Source organism: Streptomyces sp. NPDC059906, from assembly GCF_042730645.1.
In the GTDB taxonomy this organism is placed as follows: domain Bacteria; phylum Actinomycetota; class Actinomycetes; order Streptomycetales; family Streptomycetaceae; genus Streptomyces; species Streptomyces rubrogriseus.
In genome coordinates this window covers 102,217-119,612 of sequence record NZ_JBHWKU010000007.1, presented here as the reverse complement: position 1 = coordinate 119,612, position 17,396 = coordinate 102,217, and the positions used below count along the sequence as shown (strand labels likewise).

The 17,396-nt window shown below is 72.0% G+C and carries 17 protein-coding genes and 1 pseudogene; 12 read left to right on the top strand and 6 right to left on the bottom strand.

From position 1 onward, the window contains the following. The first annotated feature begins 34 nt into the window (after positions 1-34). The 3 genes from ACFV9J_RS13990 to ACFV9J_RS13980 all read left to right on the top strand — a co-directional run bounded on the left by ACFV9J_RS13990 (position 35) and on the right by ACFV9J_RS13980 (position 2,749). Positions 35-397, top strand: coding sequence for an SCO4225 family membrane protein (locus ACFV9J_RS13990; protein WP_385353819.1), 363 nt, complete (start codon positions 35-37; stop codon positions 395-397). A 97-nt stretch (positions 398-494) separates the two neighbouring features. Further along, the gene (locus ACFV9J_RS13985) at positions 495-1,763 is read left to right on the top strand and encodes a lanthionine synthetase LanC family protein (RefSeq protein WP_385353817.1); all 1,269 of its coding nucleotides are present in this window, start codon (positions 495-497) and stop codon (positions 1,761-1,763) included. 116 nt (positions 1,764-1,879) lie between these two features. After that, positions 1,880-2,749: a GyrI-like domain-containing protein gene (locus ACFV9J_RS13980; protein ID WP_385353815.1), complete on the top strand. Its 870-nt coding sequence runs from the start codon at positions 1,880-1,882 to the stop codon at positions 2,747-2,749. Between the two features lie 29 nt (positions 2,750-2,778). On the opposite strand, the gene ACFV9J_RS13975 is transcribed toward ACFV9J_RS13980, so the two are convergent. Both ACFV9J_RS13975 and ACFV9J_RS13970 read right to left on the bottom strand, forming a co-directional pair. Then, positions 2,779-4,506: a serine/threonine-protein kinase gene (locus ACFV9J_RS13975; protein WP_385353813.1), complete on the bottom strand. Its 1,728-nt coding sequence runs from the start codon at positions 4,504-4,506 to the stop codon at positions 2,779-2,781. Between the two features lie 153 nt (positions 4,507-4,659). After that, positions 4,660-5,040: a VOC family protein gene (locus ACFV9J_RS13970; RefSeq protein WP_385353811.1), complete on the bottom strand. Its 381-nt coding sequence runs from the start codon at positions 5,038-5,040 to the stop codon at positions 4,660-4,662. 108 nt (positions 5,041-5,148) lie between these two features. Between ACFV9J_RS13970 and ACFV9J_RS13965 the strand changes: the two genes are divergently transcribed. The 6 genes from ACFV9J_RS13965 (at position 5,149) to ACFV9J_RS13940 (ending at position 10,297) form a co-directional block, all read left to right on the top strand. After that, entirely contained in the window at positions 5,149-5,571 is a 423-nt protein-coding gene (locus ACFV9J_RS13965) for a signal peptidase I (RefSeq protein WP_385353809.1), read from the top strand. Between the two features lie 80 nt (positions 5,572-5,651). Further along, the gene (locus ACFV9J_RS13960; protein WP_385353807.1) at positions 5,652-6,347 is read left to right on the top strand and encodes an ABC transporter ATP-binding protein; all 696 of its coding nucleotides are present in this window, start codon (positions 5,652-5,654) and stop codon (positions 6,345-6,347) included. After that, positions 6,344-7,669, top strand: coding sequence for an FtsX-like permease family protein (locus ACFV9J_RS13955; RefSeq protein ID WP_385353805.1), 1,326 nt, complete (start codon positions 6,344-6,346; stop codon positions 7,667-7,669). The genes ACFV9J_RS13960 and ACFV9J_RS13955 overlap by 4 nt, the downstream gene beginning before the upstream one ends. Before the next feature lie 249 nt (positions 7,670-7,918). Then, positions 7,919-9,190: a sensor domain-containing protein gene (locus tag ACFV9J_RS13950; protein WP_385353803.1), complete on the top strand. Its 1,272-nt coding sequence runs from the start codon at positions 7,919-7,921 to the stop codon at positions 9,188-9,190. 10 nt (positions 9,191-9,200) lie between these two features. Continuing rightward, positions 9,201-9,851, top strand: a complete 651-nt coding sequence (locus ACFV9J_RS13945; protein ID WP_385353801.1) for a response regulator — start codon at positions 9,201-9,203, stop codon at positions 9,849-9,851. Positions 9,852-9,901: 50 nt separating this feature from the next. Beyond that, positions 9,902-10,297: a VOC family protein gene (locus ACFV9J_RS13940; RefSeq protein ID WP_385353799.1), complete on the top strand. Its 396-nt coding sequence runs from the start codon at positions 9,902-9,904 to the stop codon at positions 10,295-10,297. 131 nt (positions 10,298-10,428) lie between these two features. On the opposite strand, the gene ACFV9J_RS13935 is transcribed toward ACFV9J_RS13940, so the two are convergent. Then, positions 10,429-11,193 carry a dienelactone hydrolase family protein gene (locus ACFV9J_RS13935; protein WP_385353797.1) on the bottom strand — a complete coding sequence of 255 codons (765 nt, stop codon included), beginning with the start codon at positions 11,191-11,193 and terminating at the stop codon, positions 10,429-10,431. A gap of 201 nt (positions 11,194-11,394) precedes the next feature. Further along, on the bottom strand, positions 11,395-11,586 hold the full coding sequence (locus tag ACFV9J_RS13930; RefSeq protein WP_385353795.1) for a DUF6381 family protein: 192 nt from the start codon (positions 11,584-11,586) through the stop codon (positions 11,395-11,397). A 145-nt stretch (positions 11,587-11,731) separates the two neighbouring features. Here ACFV9J_RS13930 and ACFV9J_RS13925 point away from each other — a divergent pair, with 145 nt between their 5' ends. Next, positions 11,732-12,586, top strand: a complete 855-nt coding sequence (locus ACFV9J_RS13925; protein WP_385353793.1) for an MOSC domain-containing protein — start codon at positions 11,732-11,734, stop codon at positions 12,584-12,586. Positions 12,587-12,691: 105 nt separating this feature from the next. Here the strand turns inward: ACFV9J_RS13925 and ACFV9J_RS13920 are convergent, their stop codons facing one another. After that, complete coding sequence (locus ACFV9J_RS13920) at positions 12,692-13,843, bottom strand: FAD-dependent monooxygenase (protein WP_385353791.1); 1,152 nt, start codon at positions 13,841-13,843, stop codon at positions 12,692-12,694. Between the two features lie 172 nt (positions 13,844-14,015). On the opposite strand from ACFV9J_RS13920, the gene ACFV9J_RS13915 reads away from it, so the two are divergent. After that, positions 14,016-14,351, top strand: coding sequence for an ArsR/SmtB family transcription factor (locus ACFV9J_RS13915; protein ID WP_385353789.1), 336 nt, complete (start codon positions 14,016-14,018; stop codon positions 14,349-14,351). Positions 14,352-14,530: 179 nt separating this feature from the next. After that, positions 14,531-14,883: pseudogene (locus ACFV9J_RS13910) on the top strand (transposase family protein); the annotation flags it as partial. 821 nt (positions 14,884-15,704) lie between these two features. Here ACFV9J_RS13910 and ACFV9J_RS13905 read toward each other — a convergent pair. After that, positions 15,705-17,306: a restriction endonuclease gene (locus tag ACFV9J_RS13905; RefSeq protein WP_385353787.1), complete on the bottom strand. Its 1,602-nt coding sequence runs from the start codon at positions 17,304-17,306 to the stop codon at positions 15,705-15,707. Positions 17,307-17,396: the final 90 nt, after the last annotated feature.

The window sequence follows — 17,396 nt, the reverse complement described above, 5'->3', positions numbered from 1 at the left end:
AAGACGACGACGACCACGGGGAGCCCGATACCCGATGACGAAGACCACCATCACCACCCGGATACGCACCCTGACCCGCCTGGCCGTCGCCAACCGCGTCTCCGCGGTGTACCTCACCGTGGTCGGCGGTGCGATGGCGGTCGCCGCGGCGCAGCCGCTCTTTGTGACCGGCCCCGACGCGTCCCTCATCTGGGTCTGGCCGGCCCTGTTCACCTTCCCGGCCTTCGGCTTCGTGGCCTGGCTCGGCGAGGCGGGCTGGGGCGGCGACGCCCCGACGTGGTTCTTCGTCGGCGGCATCGTGCTCTCGGCGCTCGTCCAGTCGCTGGCCCTGGGGGCGGTGTGGCGGGCCCTGCGGGGGCGCCGGGGCAACCGCGGCCACCTGACGACGGCGCACTGACCCCGCCGCCCCCTCCGCCCCCCTCCGCCCCCCTCCGCCCCTCCCCTCCCCCGCCTCCGTCGGCTTCCGGGCCGGACGCGGATGCGAGAGTGGCCCCATGACGGCACCAGGAGCCACGGTCGTGGCGGTCGACGAGGTCGAGGACATCGCGGTGGACGGGCTGCACTGGCTGACGGGGGCGGCCCGGGACACCCCCGGCGGCGGCCTCGCCTGGCCGGTCAGGCCCTCGGACGACGCCGTCGAGCCGATGCTCTACAACGGCACGGCCGGCAACATCCCCGTGCTCCTGGAGGCGTGGCGGCACTTCGGCGACGACGCGTACGCCGACACCGCCCTGCGCGCGGCCCGGGCCCTGGCCGCGCGGGTCGACGACCTGGAGGACGACTCCCTGTACTTCGGCCGCACGGGACTCGCCCTGGTCCTGCGGGCGGTCCACGCCGAACTGGGCGACCCGGCGTCGGGCGAGGCCGCCGACCGTGCCCTCGGCCTGGTCCGCTCGCGTTTCGACGGCACGCGCTGGGGCGCACTCTTCGAGCTGATGGGCGGCAACGCGGGCATCGGCCTGGGCGCCCTGCTGGCCGGCGACCCCGACCTCGCCGTCCTGGCCGTGGAGCCGTACCTGCGTACGGCGGAGCAGACCGCGCACGGCGTCCACTGGCCGCACCGCCCGGACACCGACTCCCGCCTGCACCACGTCTCGCACGGCACCCTCGGCATCGCCCTGGCCCTCGCCCGCGTCGGCGGCGCCACAGGCCGCGAGGATCTGCTCGATCTTGCGCTGGCCGCGGTGGCCGACGTCGTGTCCCGCGACTCCGCCGGCCCCGACGGCTTCCTGGCCCCGCACTCCACCCCGCAGCACCTCCCGGACCTGATCGACCCGGTCAGCTACGGCTGGTGCCACGGCCCCTCAGGCGACGCCCAGCTCTTCCGCACCCTGCGCGACGTCACGTCCGCCCCCGCCTGGACCGCCCTGGCCGACCGCTGCTGGCACACGGTGACCCACTCCGGCCTCCCCCGGCGGCTGCGCCCCGGCTTCTGGGACAACAACGGCCGCTGCTGCGGCACGGCGGGCGTCCTGGCCCTGGCCTGCGACCGGATCGCCGAGCAGCGGGACGCGTTCGACTTCGCCGACGTCCTGGTCACGGACCTGACCGCCCGCGCCACCCGGGACCGCGAGGGCGCCCGCTGGTCCAACGTCGACTTCCGGTCCACGCCGGGCGAGCTCGAACCGCAGCTCGGCTGGGCGATGGGCAACGCGGGAATCGTCCGCGAGCTGCTGCGCTACGTACGCCTGTCCCGCGGGGGCGACCCCGGGTACGCCTTCACCTGGCCGGACCAGCCACCCCCGGCGCCGGTGCCCGCCTGACCGAACCGACCGAACCGACCGAACCGAGCCAGCCGACGCAACCGACCGAACCGGACCGCGGCGATCGGGCGCCGCCGATGTGCCCCCTGCCACGGTGGATGCCGAAGGGAGGCCGCATGATCTCGGCACTGAACCACCTCGTCGACCTGGTCGAGGACCACCTCGGCGAGGAGCCGGACGTCCCCGCGCTGGCCGCGAGCCTCGGCACGACCGAGTACCACCTGCGCCGGATGTTCTCCTCGCTGGCGGGCATGCCGCTGTCGGAGTACGTCCGCCGGCGCCGCATGACGGTGGCCGCCGCCGACGTCGTACGGGCCGGGGACGACCTACTGACCATCGCCGTCCGGTACGGCTACGGCTCGACGGAGGCGTTCGGACGCGCGTTCCGGTCGGTCCACGGGTCCGCTCCGCGCGACGTACGCCGCGACGGCGGCCCCCTTCGGACACAGCCGCAGCTCAGGTTCCGCCTGACCGTCGAAGGGAGCACCCCCATGGACACCCGCTTCACCGACCGCCCCGCGTTCCGCCTGATCGGCCACGCGACCCGCGTCCCCCTCGTCCACGAGGGCGTCAACCCGCGCATCCGGCAGCACATCGCCGCACTCCCCCAGGAGGCCCACGTCCGCCTGAAGTCCCTCGGCGACACGGACCCGGCCGGCCTGCTCCAGGTCAGCGACGACGTGGCCCAGGGCAGTCCGGAGGGCACCGAACTGACCTACCTCCACGGCGTGGCCGTCACCGCCGCCACCCCGGCCCCCGACGACCTCGACGCCATCGAGGTACCGGCGGGCACCTGGGCGGTCTTCCGCAGCTCGGGCCCCTACCCGGACGCCCTCCAGACCACCTGGGCGGCCACGGCGGCCGAGTGGTTCCCGTCCAACCCGTGGCGCCTGCGCCCCGGCCCGTCGATCGTCTCCGTCCTGGACCGCGCGGACGACTTCACGACGGCGACGACGGAACTGTGGCTCCCGGTGGAACCGGCCTGAGCCGGCCCCCGCCTGCTCTCAGCCGCTTCTCAGCCGCTCACCGGAGGGCGCTTCCACGCGCTGACGTACCCCTTGAAGGTCGGCAGTCCCGTCCCGCCCTCCCCGGGGAGGATGTCGGTGATCTCCGCCTCCGCCACGCTGTCGTTGCTGGTGATGGAGCACAGGACGGTGCCGACCTTCACCTGCCGTCCCAGGCGCAGTTCGGCGGCGGGCAGCGGGTGGGACAGTACGGCCGTCTGCTGCTCCTCCGTGCAGACGGTCCTGCGTTCCCCGACGACGACCAGGATGCTGCCGAGCCAGCCGTCGGAGTTGTACACGAGCTCCGCCGGTCCCGGCAGCGCGGCGCGTTCCATGTACGTGGCCCGGGGGATGTCGAGGTCCAGGTGGTTGGCCTGGTCGTCCCGGGCGGGCGGGGCGAAGGTGAAGGGCTTGTTGGCGAAGAGCAGCCGGTAGCCCCGGGGCGCGTACGGCACCGGACGCTTCCCGCTCGCGCCGCCGCTCCCGGACGGCTTCGGCGACGGCGTACCGGAATCGGTACCGGAGCCGGTACCGGAGTCGGTACCGGCTCCGGTCGTGCCGCCGCGGCCCGGCTTCCCGGACGCCCGCGCCCCGTCGTTCATCCCCTGCCACACCACCGTGGCGGTGACGGTCACGGCGACAGCCGCGAGGGCGGCGGCACCGGCGGTCAGCGCCCGTCGCCGTCGCCGCCCGGGCGGTGCCGGACGGGGGCGGACGAGCACCGTGGGCATGCTCGGCGGCGGTCCGAACCCGGCGGACGGTGCGGCGGACGGCATCGGCGGCGGCTCCGCGACCGGCCGGCCGGGAACGGGCACGCTCCCGGTGGCGGCGGCCACCGCCTCCTCCATGCCGGCCACGACGGAGGAGACCGGCCCGGGCAGCCACCCGTCGAAGTCGGCCAGGGAACGTCCCGCCGCCTCCTCGCACAGCGCCGCCAGTGCGGCCGCGTCGGGCCGCTCCTCCGGCTCGGCGGCCAGCGCGGCCCGCAGGAGGTGCCGCAGGGGGGCCGGATAGTCGTCGAGCACGGGCGGACGGCTGCCCGTCCCGGCGATCAGCGCGGCGACGGCCACGTCACCGGCGTCGCCGTAGGGATGGCGCCCGGTCGCCGCGACCGCGGCCAGCAGGCCGAGGGAGAACACGTCGCTGGGCGGCTCCGGTCGCGCCCCGCGCGCGTGCTCCGGCGACATGTAGCGGAGCGTCCCCACGAGGCCGCCGGCCGTGGTGAGCCGGGTGGCGGCGACGGAGCGCGCGATGCCGAAGTCGATCAGCCAGGGCCCCTCCGCGCCGAGGAGCACGTTGCTGGGCTTGACGTCCCGGTGCACGTACCCGGCGGTGTGCACGGCGTGCAGGGCCCGCGCCACGCACCCCGTCATCTGGAGGGCGGCCGCCATGGGGAGCGGTCCGTACGCGTCGAGCACGGCGGAAAGGGCCGGGCCCGGCTGGTACTCGGTCGCGATCCACGGCTGCCCGGCCTCGGTGTCGAAGTCGACGACGGGGACCAGGTGGTAACCGGCGACCTTCCGCGCCGCCCGCGCCTCCTGCGCGAACCGGAGCCGGTACTGCGGGTCCGCCGCGTACTCACGGCGGATGACCTTGAGCGCGATCGGCCGGTTCCCCCGGGTGCGCGACAGGTACACCGTGCCCATGCCGCCCTCGCCGATACGGGCGTGCACGGGATAGCCGCTGATCTCCAGGGGATCGCCGGGCCCGAGCCCGCGGAGGCCCCCCGTGTCCCTCACGCCCCCCGCGCCCCCCGAACCATCGGCCGACCGCATGCCGTCCCCCTGAGCGCCGTGACCACGAAGTGGGCCACAACGTAGCAAGCGCGCGGTCCCGACGACATGAGTACGGGAACTCAAGCCGCCGGGACCGGGCGCCGGCGTCGGCGCCGCTCAGAGCGGGTTGAGCCGGGCCTTGAGCAGACAGAACTCATTGCCCTCGGGATCGGCGAGGACGTGCCACTGCTCCTCGCCGGTCTGCCCGATGTCGGCCGGCCGCGCCCCGAGCTTCAGCAGGCGCGCCAGCTCGGCGTCCTGGTCCCGGTCGGTGGCGTTGACGTCGATGTGCAGCCGGGACTTCCCGGGCTCCGGCTCGTCCCGGCGACTGAGGATGATCGTCGGCTGCGGCCCGCCGAAGCCTTCACGCGGCCCGATCTCGAAGTACTCGTTGTCCTGGCGGTCGAGCACCACGAAGTCCAACACCTCGCACCAGAACCGGGCCAGCGCCTCGGGGTCCCGACAGCCGAGCACGAGCTCACTGATCCGACATGCCATGACCGAAACCTGCTCTCATCGCGGGAAGCACCGTACGTACGCGCTGGTGACCGTACCCGGCGGGGCGGGCGGGTGCGACGGGTTCTCCCGCTGCTAGCTTCCGAAGCCATGACGGACAGCGAGACGGACAGCGAGACGGACAGCGTGTACGTGGGCAACGCGGGCAAGGACGCCGCACTGGACCGGGGGTGGCTGCTGGGGCACTTCAAGGACGCCTGGGACCCTCGGCACAGTGAGGCGGTGGAGATCAAGTGGGGCGTCCACCCAAAGGGGGACGAACGCTCCCACTGGGTCACCGGCGAAGAACGCATCGCCTTGCAGGTCCTGATCAGCGGACGCTTCCGGGTGGAACTGCCCGGCCGCAGCGTCGTCCTGGCCGAACAGGGCGACTACGTCGTGTGGGGCAGGGGCGTCGACCACTCCTGGTACGCGGAGGAGGAGTCCGTGGTGCTGACGGTGCGGTGGCCGTCCGTGCCCGGGTACGCCCTCGTCGAGCAGGACGACTCCGGCGTGCCGCCCGCCGCGGGCTGAGGGGGTTCGGAAGAACCGAACCCCGTTCCGGGTGCCTTCCCCATCGCGGCGCTGAACTGCGGATCCATAGCGTCGGGTGCATGGAGACCGTCCTCGAAATGGAGCGCGTCGACCGCAGCTACGGCCGCGGAGCACGCAGCGTGCACGCCCTGCGGGAGTTCGACGCGAGGGTGTACGCCCGATCCCTCACCACCGTCATGGGGCCCTCCGGCTCCGGCAAGTCGACCTTCCTGCAGTGCGCGGCCGGACTCGACCGGCCCACCCGCGGCAGCGTCCGGCTGGCCGGGCGGGAGATCAGCCGCATGGGAGAGCGGCAGCTCACCCGGCTGCGGCGGGAGCGGATCGGGTTCGTCTTCCAGTCGTTCAACCTGCTGCCCACCCTCACCGCCGAGCAGAACGTACTGCTCCCCCTCCGCCTCGCCGGCCGTCCGCGCGACTCGGCCGGGGCCCGCCGCATGCTCGCCCGCGTCGGCCTCGAAGGGCGCGCGGGCGCCAGGCCCGGGGAGTTGTCCGGCGGCCAGCAGCAGCGCGTGGCGATCGCCCGCGCGCTGATCACCGCTCCCGACGTCGTGTTCGCCGACGAACCCACGGGCGCGCTCGACCAGGAGACGGCGGCGGAGGTCCTGGGACTGCTGCGGGAGGCGGTGAGCGAGCACGGTGCCACGGTGGTCGTCGTCACCCACGACCCGGCGGTCGCCGCCCGCGCGGACCGGGTGCTGCGGCTGGCGGACGGGCGGCTGGTGGAGGACTCGCAGGGGGTGGGCGGGTGCGTGTGAGCCCGTTCTCCGCCACCGGCCTCGCCACCGCCTCGGTCCGCGCCCGGCCGTCCGCCTTCGCGGGCGTCTTCTGCGCCCTGGTCCTCTCCGCGACGGTCGTCACCGCGTCCGTGGCCATGGCGGTCTCGGCGTCCGGGGTACCCGCCTCCCCGGCGCAGGCGGACGTCTCCGAGATGGGGATCGTCTTCAGCCTGCTCACGGTCTACCTGTCCATCTTCGTGATCGGCCAGGTGATGTCCCTGGCCGTCGCCCAGCGTCACCGCGAGAGCGCCCTGCTGCGTGCCGTCGGGGCCGGACCCTGGCAGATCCGGCGCATGGTCGCGACCGAGGCCCTGTGGGCGGCACTGCTCGCGCTGCCCGTGGGCTACGGGCTCGGCGCGCTGCTGGCCCGCGCCTGGTTCGACGGCATGGCGGGCGAGGGGATGATCCCGGCCGGCATGACGCTGCGCGTGGGGCCGGGGCCGCTGTTCGCCGCGGCCGGTGTCCTGCTGGTGTCCTCCCAGCTCGGCGGGGTGATCGGCGCGTGGCGCGCGTCCCGTACCCGCCCCTCCGCCGCGCTCGCCGAGTCCGCCGTGCAGGGCGGGGGGCGCCCCGGCCGGGTGCGCGGGGCGCTGTCTCTCCTCTTCCTCCTCGGCGCGGGCGCACTCACCGTCGTGGCCGGTGCCGGTTCCGCCGAGGACGCGGCCTCCGAGATCCCCCTGGTGCTTCTCGCGTACCTGGTCGCCATCGGGTTCGCGGGGCCGTGGATCGGCCGGCTGGCCACGGCGGTCGCGGCCCCGCTGCTGCACCGGGTCGGCGGAGTCGCCGGGGAGCTGGCCGTGGCGGGCTGCCGGGCGCGTGCCCGACGGCTGTCGGCGGCGATCACCCCGGTCGCGCTGGTGACGGCGTTCGCGGTGGCCAAGTTCGTGTCGCTGACGGGATCGGGCGAGCCGGACTGGATGGAAATCTTCGGCACCCTGCTGTACGCGGGCTTCGCCGGGCTCGTGGCCGCGAACACCCTGGTCATGCTGACCCTCGAACGGCTCCGCGAGTTCTCGCTGCTGCGCACGGTGGGCGCCGGCAAGGGGCAGGTGGTCGCCGTGGTGGTGGCCGAGGGCGCGGTGATCACGCTGGCCGGGGCGGGCTCGGGAGTGCTGGCCGGCTCCGCGGTGATGGTGCCGCTCGGCGCGAAGACCGGGACGCCGGTGTCGGGGCTGCCCGCCTGGGCCTGGGCCGCGACCCTCGCCTGCGGGGCCGTACTGGTGTGGACCGCCACCTGCGCGCCGCTGGGCCGGTTGCTGCGGGTGCGGCCGGTCGAGGGGGTGACGCGCCGCAGCACCTGAGCCACGTACCGCCGCCGGGCGCCCTGAGCGCACCCCGCACCGGCCGTACCGTCACCATGGGCCCGACGACACCGATCACACCGCGGGCCCCCGTCGGCACCCGACGACCGCCCACCCCACCGCACCCCACCCCACCGCACCCCACGCCACCGACCGCACCCCACCGCACCCCACGCCACCGACCGCACCCCACCGCACCCCACGCCACCGACCGCACCCCACCGCTCCCCACGAAAGCGCTCGCCCCACATGCGCCCACCGCTCCGCACTCTCCTCGGCAGCCCCCGCGACGCCGCGTACGCGCTGTTGGCCCCGGTCCCCGGCTTCGTCTGCGGGATCGCGATGCTGGCCCTGCTCGCGGTGTCCCTGGTCGCCTCCGTCACCCAGGTGGGGCTGGTCCTGCTGGTCGGCGTGCTCGTCGTCGCCCGTGCCACCGGCGCGCTGCACCGGGCCCTGCTGCGCGGGCTGCTTGGCGAGCACATCACGCCGCCACCGCGGCGGCGGCCCCAGCCGCACGGCCTGTTCGCCAGGCTGCGCGCCGCCGTCACCGACGGCGACGGCTGGCGGGCGGCCGCCTTCGCCGTCGCGTTCCCGCCCGTCGCCGTGGTCCTGTTCGCCGTCTCCGTCGGCGTACGGCTCTACGGGCTGGCCGCGCTGACCTACCCGCTGTGGTGGCGGGCGGTGCGGGAGGACGGCCGGCGGGGCATCGGCCTTGCGGGCGACGTCCGCCTGGACAACTGGCCGGCCGCGCTGCTCACCGCGGTCGCGGGCCTGGCGGTGCTGGCGCTTGCCGCGTGGTCCACGCACGGGCTGCTCCGCCACGTCGTACGCCCCCTGGCCAGGGCCCTGCTCGGCCCGGGGCGGCTCGACGAGCGGGTGCAGGTGCTGGAGGAGACCCGGGCGCTGGCCGTACAGGACTCGGCGGCGGTACTGCGCCGCATCGAGCGGGACCTGCACGACGGGACCCAGTCCCGGCTCATCGCCATCGCGATGGCGCTCGCCGGAGCCCGGGACCAACTGGCCCGCGCACCGGGCGACGCGCCCCAACTGGCCCGTGGACGCGAACTGGTGACCTCCGCGCTGGACAACTCTCGCGCCGCTGTGACCGAGTTGCGCCACCTCGTGAGCGGCATCCACCCTCCGGCTCTCAACGACGGCCTCGACGTGGCGCTCCAGACGCTCGCCGCGCGCGCGGGGCTCCCGGTGACCGCGCGGGTCGACCTGCCGGCACGTCCCTCGGAGGCCGTGGAGACCATCGCGTACTTCTGCGCGGCGGAACTGGTCGCCAACGCCGCCCGGCACGCGGGCGCTTCACGGGCCGAGGTCGAGGCGTACGAACGGGACGGCGTCCTGCGCCTGGTGGTGCGCGACGACGGCCGCGGCGGCGCGCGCAGGGGCGTCGGCCGCGGTACGGGACTGACCGGGCTGGCGGAGCGGGTGAGTACGGTGGACGGGCGGCTGCTGATCGACAGCCCGGACGGCGGACCGACCACCGTCACCGCCGAACTGCCGCTCGGGTAGGAGCACACGCATGCGCATCGTCATCGCCGAGGACGCGGCGATCGTCCGGGAGGGCCTGGTGCAGCTGCTGCGCGACAGGGGACTGGAGGTCGTGGCGGCCGTCGCGGACGCCGAGGCGCTCCTGTCCGCCGTGGCGGAACTCCGCCCGGACGTCGTGGTCGCCGACATCCGGATGCCACCGGGGCACCGGGACGAGGGCCTGCGAGCCGCGCTGACCCTGCGCGAACGGCATCCGGGCCTGGGGGTCCTGCTCTTCTCCCAGTACGTGGAGACCCGGTACGCGGACCGGCTGGCCGCGACCGGAATGGCGGGCTTCGGCTACCTCCTCAAGGAGCGGGTGGTCGACGTGGACGACTTCGTCGAGGCCCTGCACCGCGTGGCGGCGGGCGGTACGGCGCTGGACCCGGAAGTCGTCGCCCAGCTGCTGGCGGCCCGGCGCACGACGGCGAACCTGACCGCTCTGACCTCCCGCGAGCAAGAGATCCTGACCCTGATGGCCGAGGGCCGCACGAACGCGGCCATCGCCACGGCCCTCGGTATCTCCCAGCGCGCCGTGGAGAAGCACACGGCGAGCATCTTCACCAAGCTCGGCCTCCCCCGCGCGGAGGGCCACCGCCGGGTCCTGGCGGTCCTGCGGTACTTGGAGGCTCCGCGGGGCTGAGGGGGACGGCCCCGTAGGCTGAGCGCCCGCCCACACCACCTGGGGGAGAAGTGACCAGCAGGTTCACGGAGTTGGTCCTCGACTGCCACGATCCGGAGCGGCTCGCGGCCTTCTGGTGCGCGGTCCTGGACTTCGAGGTGATCGACCGGGGCGAGGACAAGGTCGAGATCGGCTCCTGGGAGCCGACGGTCGAGGAGGTCCGGGTCCGCCAGATGCCGCCCACCCTCCTCTTCGTCCGGGTCCCCGAGGGCAAGACCGCCAAGAACCGCCTCCACCTGGACGTCAGCCCCATCGACGCCGACACCGAAACCGAGGTGACCAGACTCCTCGCCCTCGGCGCCACCAGGGTGGACGTGGGCCAGGGCTCCGGCCGCAGCTGGGTGGTCATGGCCGACCCCGAGGGCAACGAGTTCGACGTCGTGCGCACCTTGGCACCGTCCGACTAGACCCGGTCGCCCTGCCCCTGCTGCCGGTCGGCGGGCCGTGCTGATGGACGCCGGCTACGTCGCACAACGCCGGCCCGCAGGGCCGGGCCGCGTACCAGGGGCCGAACCTGCCGGCACCGACCGCACAGCCGTCAACGACGCGAGCGACCGAGATCCCCACCACGATCCAGGGTGCGGCCGAGAAGAGGCAGCAGGCGATCCCAGTGAAGCCGCAGCGCGGCGGCGTCGAAGGCGTCGGTGTCGGACATGGTGAAGCCGTGGACGGTGCCGGGGTAGATTTCCGAGGTGTAGCCGACACCCGCCGCGCCCAGGGCCTGGTTCAGCTCGACGAGGGCCTCCGGCGTCAAGTCGCTCTCGGCGTGCCCGAAGTGGACCTCGGCGGTGAGCCTGGTGAGGCTGTCGGCCCCGTCGGCTCCCACGGGCGCGTGGAACGCGGCGAGGGCGGCCACCTGGTCCGGGTGCGCCACCGCGGTGCGCGTCGCAAGGAGGCCGCCGATGCAGTAGCCGGTCACCGCGACCGGTCCGGAACCGACCTCGGGCTGGGCGGCGAGGAACGTGAGATAGGCGTCGGCATCACGCAGGACCCGTTCCGCCGTATGCGCCTCGATCAAGGGCATCAGCTGGGCGAGGACCGCGCCCCGGGCCTCTTCTCCGATGTACTCGGGCAGCTCGATGACCGGCGCCGGGCCGTGCCGGTAGAAGAAGTTGGGCACGAGTACGTAGTACCCGTGCCCGGCCAGTTCCCGGGCCATCTCCCGCAGCGCGGGCCGGATCCCGAAGCCGTCCGCGTACATCAGCACCCCCGGGTGCCGCTCCCCACCGCCTGGGAAGGCGGCGAACGCGTCGGCCTGTCCGTCCGCGGTCGGAATCTGCTGCGACTTGGACCTGATGGGCATGAATTCTCCTGTCGTGGTTGATGTGTCGAGCTTGTGATCAACACGACGGAGGCGGAGCTCTCGCGGCAGCGCGGGATCCTCGGTCGGACAGCGGGCCCGCATCGGCCCGTACGGCACTCAGAAGAGCACCGGGTCACCAATCCGTGCGTGGCGCGAAGCCGTCCCGGTAGTCATGACTCCGCACAGTAGCCCACGGCTTCCTCACTCCGAGGGATAGATGTCCCCGCCCCGCTCCATGCTTTCCTCTTCGCTCTGGCTCTGCAGCCTTCGGGCCTTCTCCTGGAGCCTCTTCCGCTCGTCAGGGTCGCCGGCCCGTTCCGAGGCGGCCTTCAGCTCCTGTGCCTTGTCGCGCATCTGCTGGAGCCGGGCGCGAGCTTCTCCGCCTGCACTCATGTGATCCGTCCTCGCATCGTGAGCGGCAGTTGCGCCTACCAGCGAATCACACGCAGATACGCTCCGCATCCGGGGCATTACCCGTGCTGCTGCCGTCCGGCAACGACGCACGTTCTACTGTGGTCGCGGACCAAGGGGGCGACGCATGGCCAACGTCGTGGATCTGATCTGCTATCCCGTCAAGGGATGTGCGGGCACGTCGATGAGCGACGCGCTCCTGACGCCGGCGGGCCTCGCCCACGACCGCAGCTTCATGGTCATCAGCGAGGACGGAGTCTTCCGCACGCAACGCCGGCATCCCCGCCTCGCCCTGATCCGGCCCGCCGTCAGCACCGACGGCACTCGCCTCACGCTCGACGCGGCCGACGGTGCCGACGACACGGGTCGCTTCGGCAGGCTGCGCCTCGACGTGACGACCTCCGCACCGCGCCGCGACGTCGATCTGTTCGGCACCGCTTTCCAGGGGATCGACCAGGGTGACGAAGCCTCCGCCTGGCTGTCGGAGTTCCTCGGCACCCCCAGCCGCCTGGTCCGCGTACCGCCGGAGCACGACCGCATCACCGACGGCCTGACGCCTGGCCCGTCCGGCTACGCCGACAGCAGTGCGGTGCACCTCCTGACCCGCGCCTCCCTCGCCCTCCTCAACCAGCGGCTGGCCGAACGCGGCGCCCCGGCCCTGCCGATGAACCGCTTCCGCCCGAACATCGTCGTCGACAGCGACTCGGCAGCCGTACCGCACGCCGAGGATCGCGCCCGCCGCATCTCCATCGGCGGTGCCGAGTTGGGCTATGCCAAGCTCGCGGTGCGCTGTGCCGTCACCCTGGTCGAGCAGGAGGCCGGAGCAAGGCGGGGTCCGGAACCACTGCGCACACTCGCGAGCTACCGGCGGGCGGCAAGCGGGGGCGTGGTGTTCGGCGCGAAGTTCTCCGTGATCACGCCGGGGAAGCTGTCGGTCGGCGACGAGGTTGCCATCCAGGAGTGGGGCGAGGCCGAACGGTAGGAACTCCCAACGAAGTGATCTTCGAGGTGGTTTGCCGGCTGAGAGCTGCCGTGGAGCTGCGCGCCGGCCGGGGGCCGGTCGGTGGCCGGTCGGTGCGGACCCGGTCTACCGGTTCGCGGCTTCGCGAGAGGTGGTCCGGGTGGTCCGGGTCGTGCGACCGACCGCGCGGCCCACCGCGTTGCGCACCGCGAGGCCCGGCCGGGTGCGGGGCACCATGAGCCCGGAGAGCAGACCGACGCGTCGCTGCCGCGGGCCTACCTCACGGCGGAGCCGCGACTCGTAGGCGGCGAAGGCGCGGGCGTGGTCACCGGGATGGGCGGCGAGCTCTTCCGCGAGAGCGTACGCGCCCGCCATCGCCATGCTGGACCCGTCACCCAGCAGGGCCGTCGCCGCCGCCGCGTCCCCGAGCAGTACGACCCGTCCGCGGGACCACGAGGGCACCCGGACGGTGGTCAGGGGGTCGAAGAACGGAGCCGGGTGGTCGAGGAACGCCGCCACGAGTTCCGGTGCCCGCCACCGCACATCGGCGTAGGCGTCGGCCACGGTCTGCTTGTGCAGGGCGATGTTCTTGCGGTCGTGGGGCGCCGCCTGCGCAGCCCGGAAGGTGAAGATCGCGAGCGGGGTGGTCCGCGAGGGGTGGAGGACCAGCATCCGGTTCGGCACGGTCAGCATCGTCATCTCGCTCGGGTCCTCGACGGCGTCGGGTTCCAGCGGGACGGTCGCGCCGTACAGGCCCAGGTCGCTCGCGAACTGCCGCTCGGGGCCGAATACCAGGCGCCGTACGGTGGAGTGCATCCCGTCGGCACCGACGACCAGGTCGAAGCGCCGTGGCGCGGACCGCCGGAAGGTGACGTCCACCCCGCCTTCATCCTGGTCGAGAGCGGTGACCGTGTCGTCGAACAGGAACTCGGCCTCGGTCTGCGCCGACCGGTGGAGCACCTCGGACAGGTCGGCTCGGGTCACCTCGACCGTCGGCGCCTTGTCCGAGGTGAGCGGGAGTTGCAGGATTCGCCTGCCGCCGGGGTCGAGCAGGGTCAGCGACCGATTGCGGGTGGCGAGCTCGCGGAGCTGCGGGAGGACGCCCATGCGGTCGGCGACCGGGATCGCGGGCCCCTTCACGACGATCGCGCTACCACCGGAGCGCAGCTGGCGGGCGTGTTCGACGACCGTCGGCCGGTAGCCATTCCGGGAGAGCCAGTACGCGAGTGCGGGCCCTGCGATCCCGGCACCGACTATCAGCACCTCGGGCTTCTTCATGACGATGACCTCTCGGAGTGTCGATGACCAGGCCCCCGGCGAGTGCCGGGGGCCTGGTCTCAGGGCGCGGCGGCACGGGGCGGCGCAACCGGACCCAGGTACGATCAATTTCGTACCTCAGGGAAGCATGGCCTTCAGGTATGATGCAAGTCGTACCTGAAGGGGGTGCCGCGTGGCTGGGAGGAACCTGGTCGGCCCGGAGGTCGATGCGCTCGATCTGGGTGCGGTGTTTCGCGCCCTCGCCGACGAGCACCGTCGTTCCGTGATGACGGAGTTGGCCACCGACGGCAGCGACAGCGAGCGGGGCTGCAACTCGTTCGATCTTCCGATCTCGAAGCAGACCCAGACCCACCACTTCCGGGTCCTGCGCGAGGCAGGTCTCATCGACGAGATCGACTACGGCAACCGCAAGGGCGTCAGACTACGACGCGCGGACATCGAGAAGAGATTCCCCGGGCTCCTCGCGCTCCTGGGAGCAGGGCCCCCGGCCGATACCGCTCCTCGCTGAACACCGAAGAGGAGTCCGGTCCGACCCCGAGTCGCAAGCTCGACCACTCCTGCGCGCTCCCTCACGCCACCACCCACTGAGGTTTCCTCAACCCGCGTACGGAGCGGGGCCACTGGGGTGAGGGCAAGCTCCGGGCGTAGAGAAGCTCCTGGTAGACGGGCGCGTGTCGAGTCCAAGCCATCCTGGCCGCTCTGGCTCCAACCCTCGCCGAGGCGGTGAGGACAGCCTTCGGCAAGGCGTTCGTGATCCCGGACGCCACGCTGCTGCCGACCGACCCTTCTACGCCGGGAAACACAAGAAGCACGGCATGAACGTGCAGGTGATCGCCGACCCGGCGGGACGGTTGCTGTGGGCGCCGCCCGCGCTGCCGGGATCCGTCCACGACAGCAAGGCCGCGCGAACCCACGGCGTTATCGGTGCCCTGGCAGGGGCTGGGGTGGATTGCTGGGCCGACAAGGGCTACCGGGGCGCCGGCGGCGCCGTGCGAGTTCCCTACTGGGGGCGCTGGAAGACTCTCTCCCCGGGCAGTGAGCCGTCAACCGTCACTCGGGACACGACGCATGTCACGTTCTTGCTTGGCCCGGATGCGCTCGGCGATAGCAAACTCTGTTGCCCTGTCTGCCGCCTAACGGATTCGATCGCAGTCATGACCGATGGCGCCGCAGTCGACGTTGCCGACGAGCAGATCGTCAGCAATCAAATCATCCTGGGTATCCAGATGCTCCGAGACCATCTGAACTGCTCTCTCCATGAGGCCCTGGACGTCTTTGCCGCCAGATACGAGGTACTGAGGGCAGAGCGCCCGGGCGACTTCGTCTGCGGCCGTGACGAGTACGGGGTCGGCTTCTACTCGTGAGGCCGAGCCTGCCGCCGACAGGCTGATGATCACGAGCGTGACGTTGGAGAACCAGTAGGAATTTGCATCCTGCCTCTGCTGGCACACGCTTCCGGCCCTGAGGAAGGCTCGGTGCCTTGGCTCTCAGGAGATCCGTCGGGCCATGAGTGCTGGGATCGCGGCGATCATCTCCGTAGTGAGGGCCGACCAGTCGACCTCTGCGGCAGCGGGCGGAAGACGTCTGGTACCGGCTGATCGCCAACGGGGCGGCCGGGGCCCGAAGAGTGGCCGGGGAGAGCAAAAAGCCCCTGCCCAGCGGAGAACCCGCAGGCAAGGGGCTGATCGCGGGCACCTACTTCTTCTTGCCCCGGGTCTTGCCGGAGATCTTGGCGACCTGCATTTTCCCTGCTCAGGAGTGGTGGGCTCGTGCGCCTGGTGGTGGTCGTTGGTCGTCATTGGCCACTGTCGAACGGCCTCGGACGGCCCAGACACTCGGTCTGAGTGGGCAGTCCGAGGCTTCAGCGCGGGGGGCGCCTCTTCGGGGGGACCGGGCCCGGGATCACATCCTTGCCAAGGTGTTCCTTGATCAGGTACTTGAGTTCCGGCCCTTCGATGAGCTGGAGCCGGCCATGTTGGCGGGCAAAGTCGTGGCTGGCCCTGCCGAACCACGATGTGGTGATCAGAACTCCCTTGGCAGCACGCTTGTGCTCAACCACTCCGGCGAGCGCCTGGACGGACTCCACACCCACGAGCTTGCTGTAGCGCTTCGCCTGAATGATGCATTCACCATTGAAGACGGGGTCCTTGCTGACGGCCACTGCGTCGACGCCCTCGTCTTTGGACGCCTGGGTGTTCCAGGCCTCCATGCCGATCGCCTCGAACAGTTGGCGAATCAGATGCTCGAATTCGGTGGGCGTCAGCTTCACCAGTACGGGCCTGCTGTCCAGGCCGGCGACAACATCCATGCTGTCCATGAGCCGGTACTTCGACAGGTCGAACTCGACGATGGGGCGGATCGGTTCGAGATCGTAGGGGTTAGGCGACACCAGGGCGTTAAGGCCCCTGAGGCACTGCGCCGGATCGACCTGACTGAGACGGAGCTTCCCGAACTGCTCCCTGCTGGCGCTGAGCGTCACCAGACAGGGTGAGACCTCCTGACCGGTGGTCCGGTCGATGGTTTTCACATGGCCGTTCAGGATCACGCCATTGACGACCCGGTCCGGATCGCTCGTCAGGACTTCGTGCACTGTCCTCAGAGCGACTTGAGCCAGGACGGAGGCGTAGACCTCCTTGCGCTCCTTCTCCGGACGAGGCAGCACGATCGTCTCGTCCCGGTTCTTCACGTACCGGTAGCCCCGCGCACTAGGAACGATCGCCTCAGGCGGCAAGTGGATCTCAACGAGTACGTCACCAGTGGCAGGGCGAAAGGCGACCCGATGCTCGTGAGGGAAGCCCAGTGGATACTCGGACGCATCCAGAACAGCCCCCAGATGAGCCTCGACCGCCGCGGGCTCCCCGGCCCTGTACGCCTCGCGCTCCTCCTCCAACTTCCGGTTGAAGGCAGCCACCTCATCAAGGGCCTGCGCTTCGGCCTGGCGATGCTCGGCACGCTTCCGCTCCAGCGTTGCCAGCCGCTTCTCCTCGGCCCGCCTGTGGCGCTCCTGCGCCTCGCCGAACCGCCCACGTGCCTCGGCAACCTCAGCTTCATGGCGCTTCCTGCCAAGACCCAGGACAGCAGCCAGACCGCCGGGTTCTGGTGGGGCGAACTCCTCCCAGCGCGGTGAAGGCTCCGGACGAGACCAAGGACGCTCGTCTAACTTTGTTGACGTGTGAGTCCTCCGCCGGCGCTCGAAGGTCGTCGGCGGATCGTCCACCAAGGCGTCGCGCAGCAACTGCCCAAGCCGCTCGACCTCGTGCTCGACGCCGATCGTGCGCACCTGCGCCTGATCGGCCTGCTGCTCCTGATACGCAGCCTTCCGCTCACGTTCCTGCCGCTTGATGGCAATCTCAGCGGCCTTGCGTTCTCGTTCCGCTTGTCGTGCCCGTTGCTCCTGGGCTCGTCGTAAAGCTTGCTCTTGCCGCGGATAGTCGTTGCCTCGACTGCTGCCCCGTTGCGCCACCTGTTTGCCCCTCCCCTGGCCTACTCCGCCACAGGGCTGCATTCCCCTTCCACATCGCAGAATCACCCAGCCACACTGTCGAGGTGTCGT

Bases quoted from the DNA above. Each gene is read 5' to 3' on its own strand.
- ACFV9J_RS13990 (WP_385353819.1), top strand. From the start codon at position 35: ATGACGAAGACCACCATCACCACCCGGATACGCACCCTGACCCGCCTG.
- ACFV9J_RS13985 (WP_385353817.1), top strand. From the start codon at position 495: ATGACGGCACCAGGAGCCACGGTCGTGGCGGTCGACGAGGTCGAGGAC.
- ACFV9J_RS13980 (WP_385353815.1), top strand. From the start codon at position 1,880: ATGATCTCGGCACTGAACCACCTCGTCGACCTGGTCGAGGACCACCTC.
- ACFV9J_RS13970 (WP_385353811.1), bottom strand. From the start codon at position 5,040: ATGGCATGTCGGATCAGTGAGCTCGTGCTCGGCTGTCGGGACCCCGAG.
- ACFV9J_RS13965 (WP_385353809.1), top strand. From the start codon at position 5,149: ATGACGGACAGCGAGACGGACAGCGAGACGGACAGCGTGTACGTGGGC.
- ACFV9J_RS13960 (WP_385353807.1), top strand. From the start codon at position 5,652: ATGGAGACCGTCCTCGAAATGGAGCGCGTCGACCGCAGCTACGGCCGC.
- ACFV9J_RS13950 (WP_385353803.1), top strand. From the start codon at position 7,919: ATGCGCCCACCGCTCCGCACTCTCCTCGGCAGCCCCCGCGACGCCGCG.
- ACFV9J_RS13945 (WP_385353801.1), top strand. From the start codon at position 9,201: ATGCGCATCGTCATCGCCGAGGACGCGGCGATCGTCCGGGAGGGCCTG.
- ACFV9J_RS13935 (WP_385353797.1), bottom strand. From the start codon at position 11,193: ATGCCCATCAGGTCCAAGTCGCAGCAGATTCCGACCGCGGACGGACAG.
- ACFV9J_RS13930 (WP_385353795.1), bottom strand. From the start codon at position 11,586: ATGAGTGCAGGCGGAGAAGCTCGCGCCCGGCTCCAGCAGATGCGCGAC.
- ACFV9J_RS13925 (WP_385353793.1), top strand. From the start codon at position 11,732: ATGGCCAACGTCGTGGATCTGATCTGCTATCCCGTCAAGGGATGTGCG.
- ACFV9J_RS13920 (WP_385353791.1), bottom strand. From the start codon at position 13,843: ATGAAGAAGCCCGAGGTGCTGATAGTCGGTGCCGGGATCGCAGGGCCC.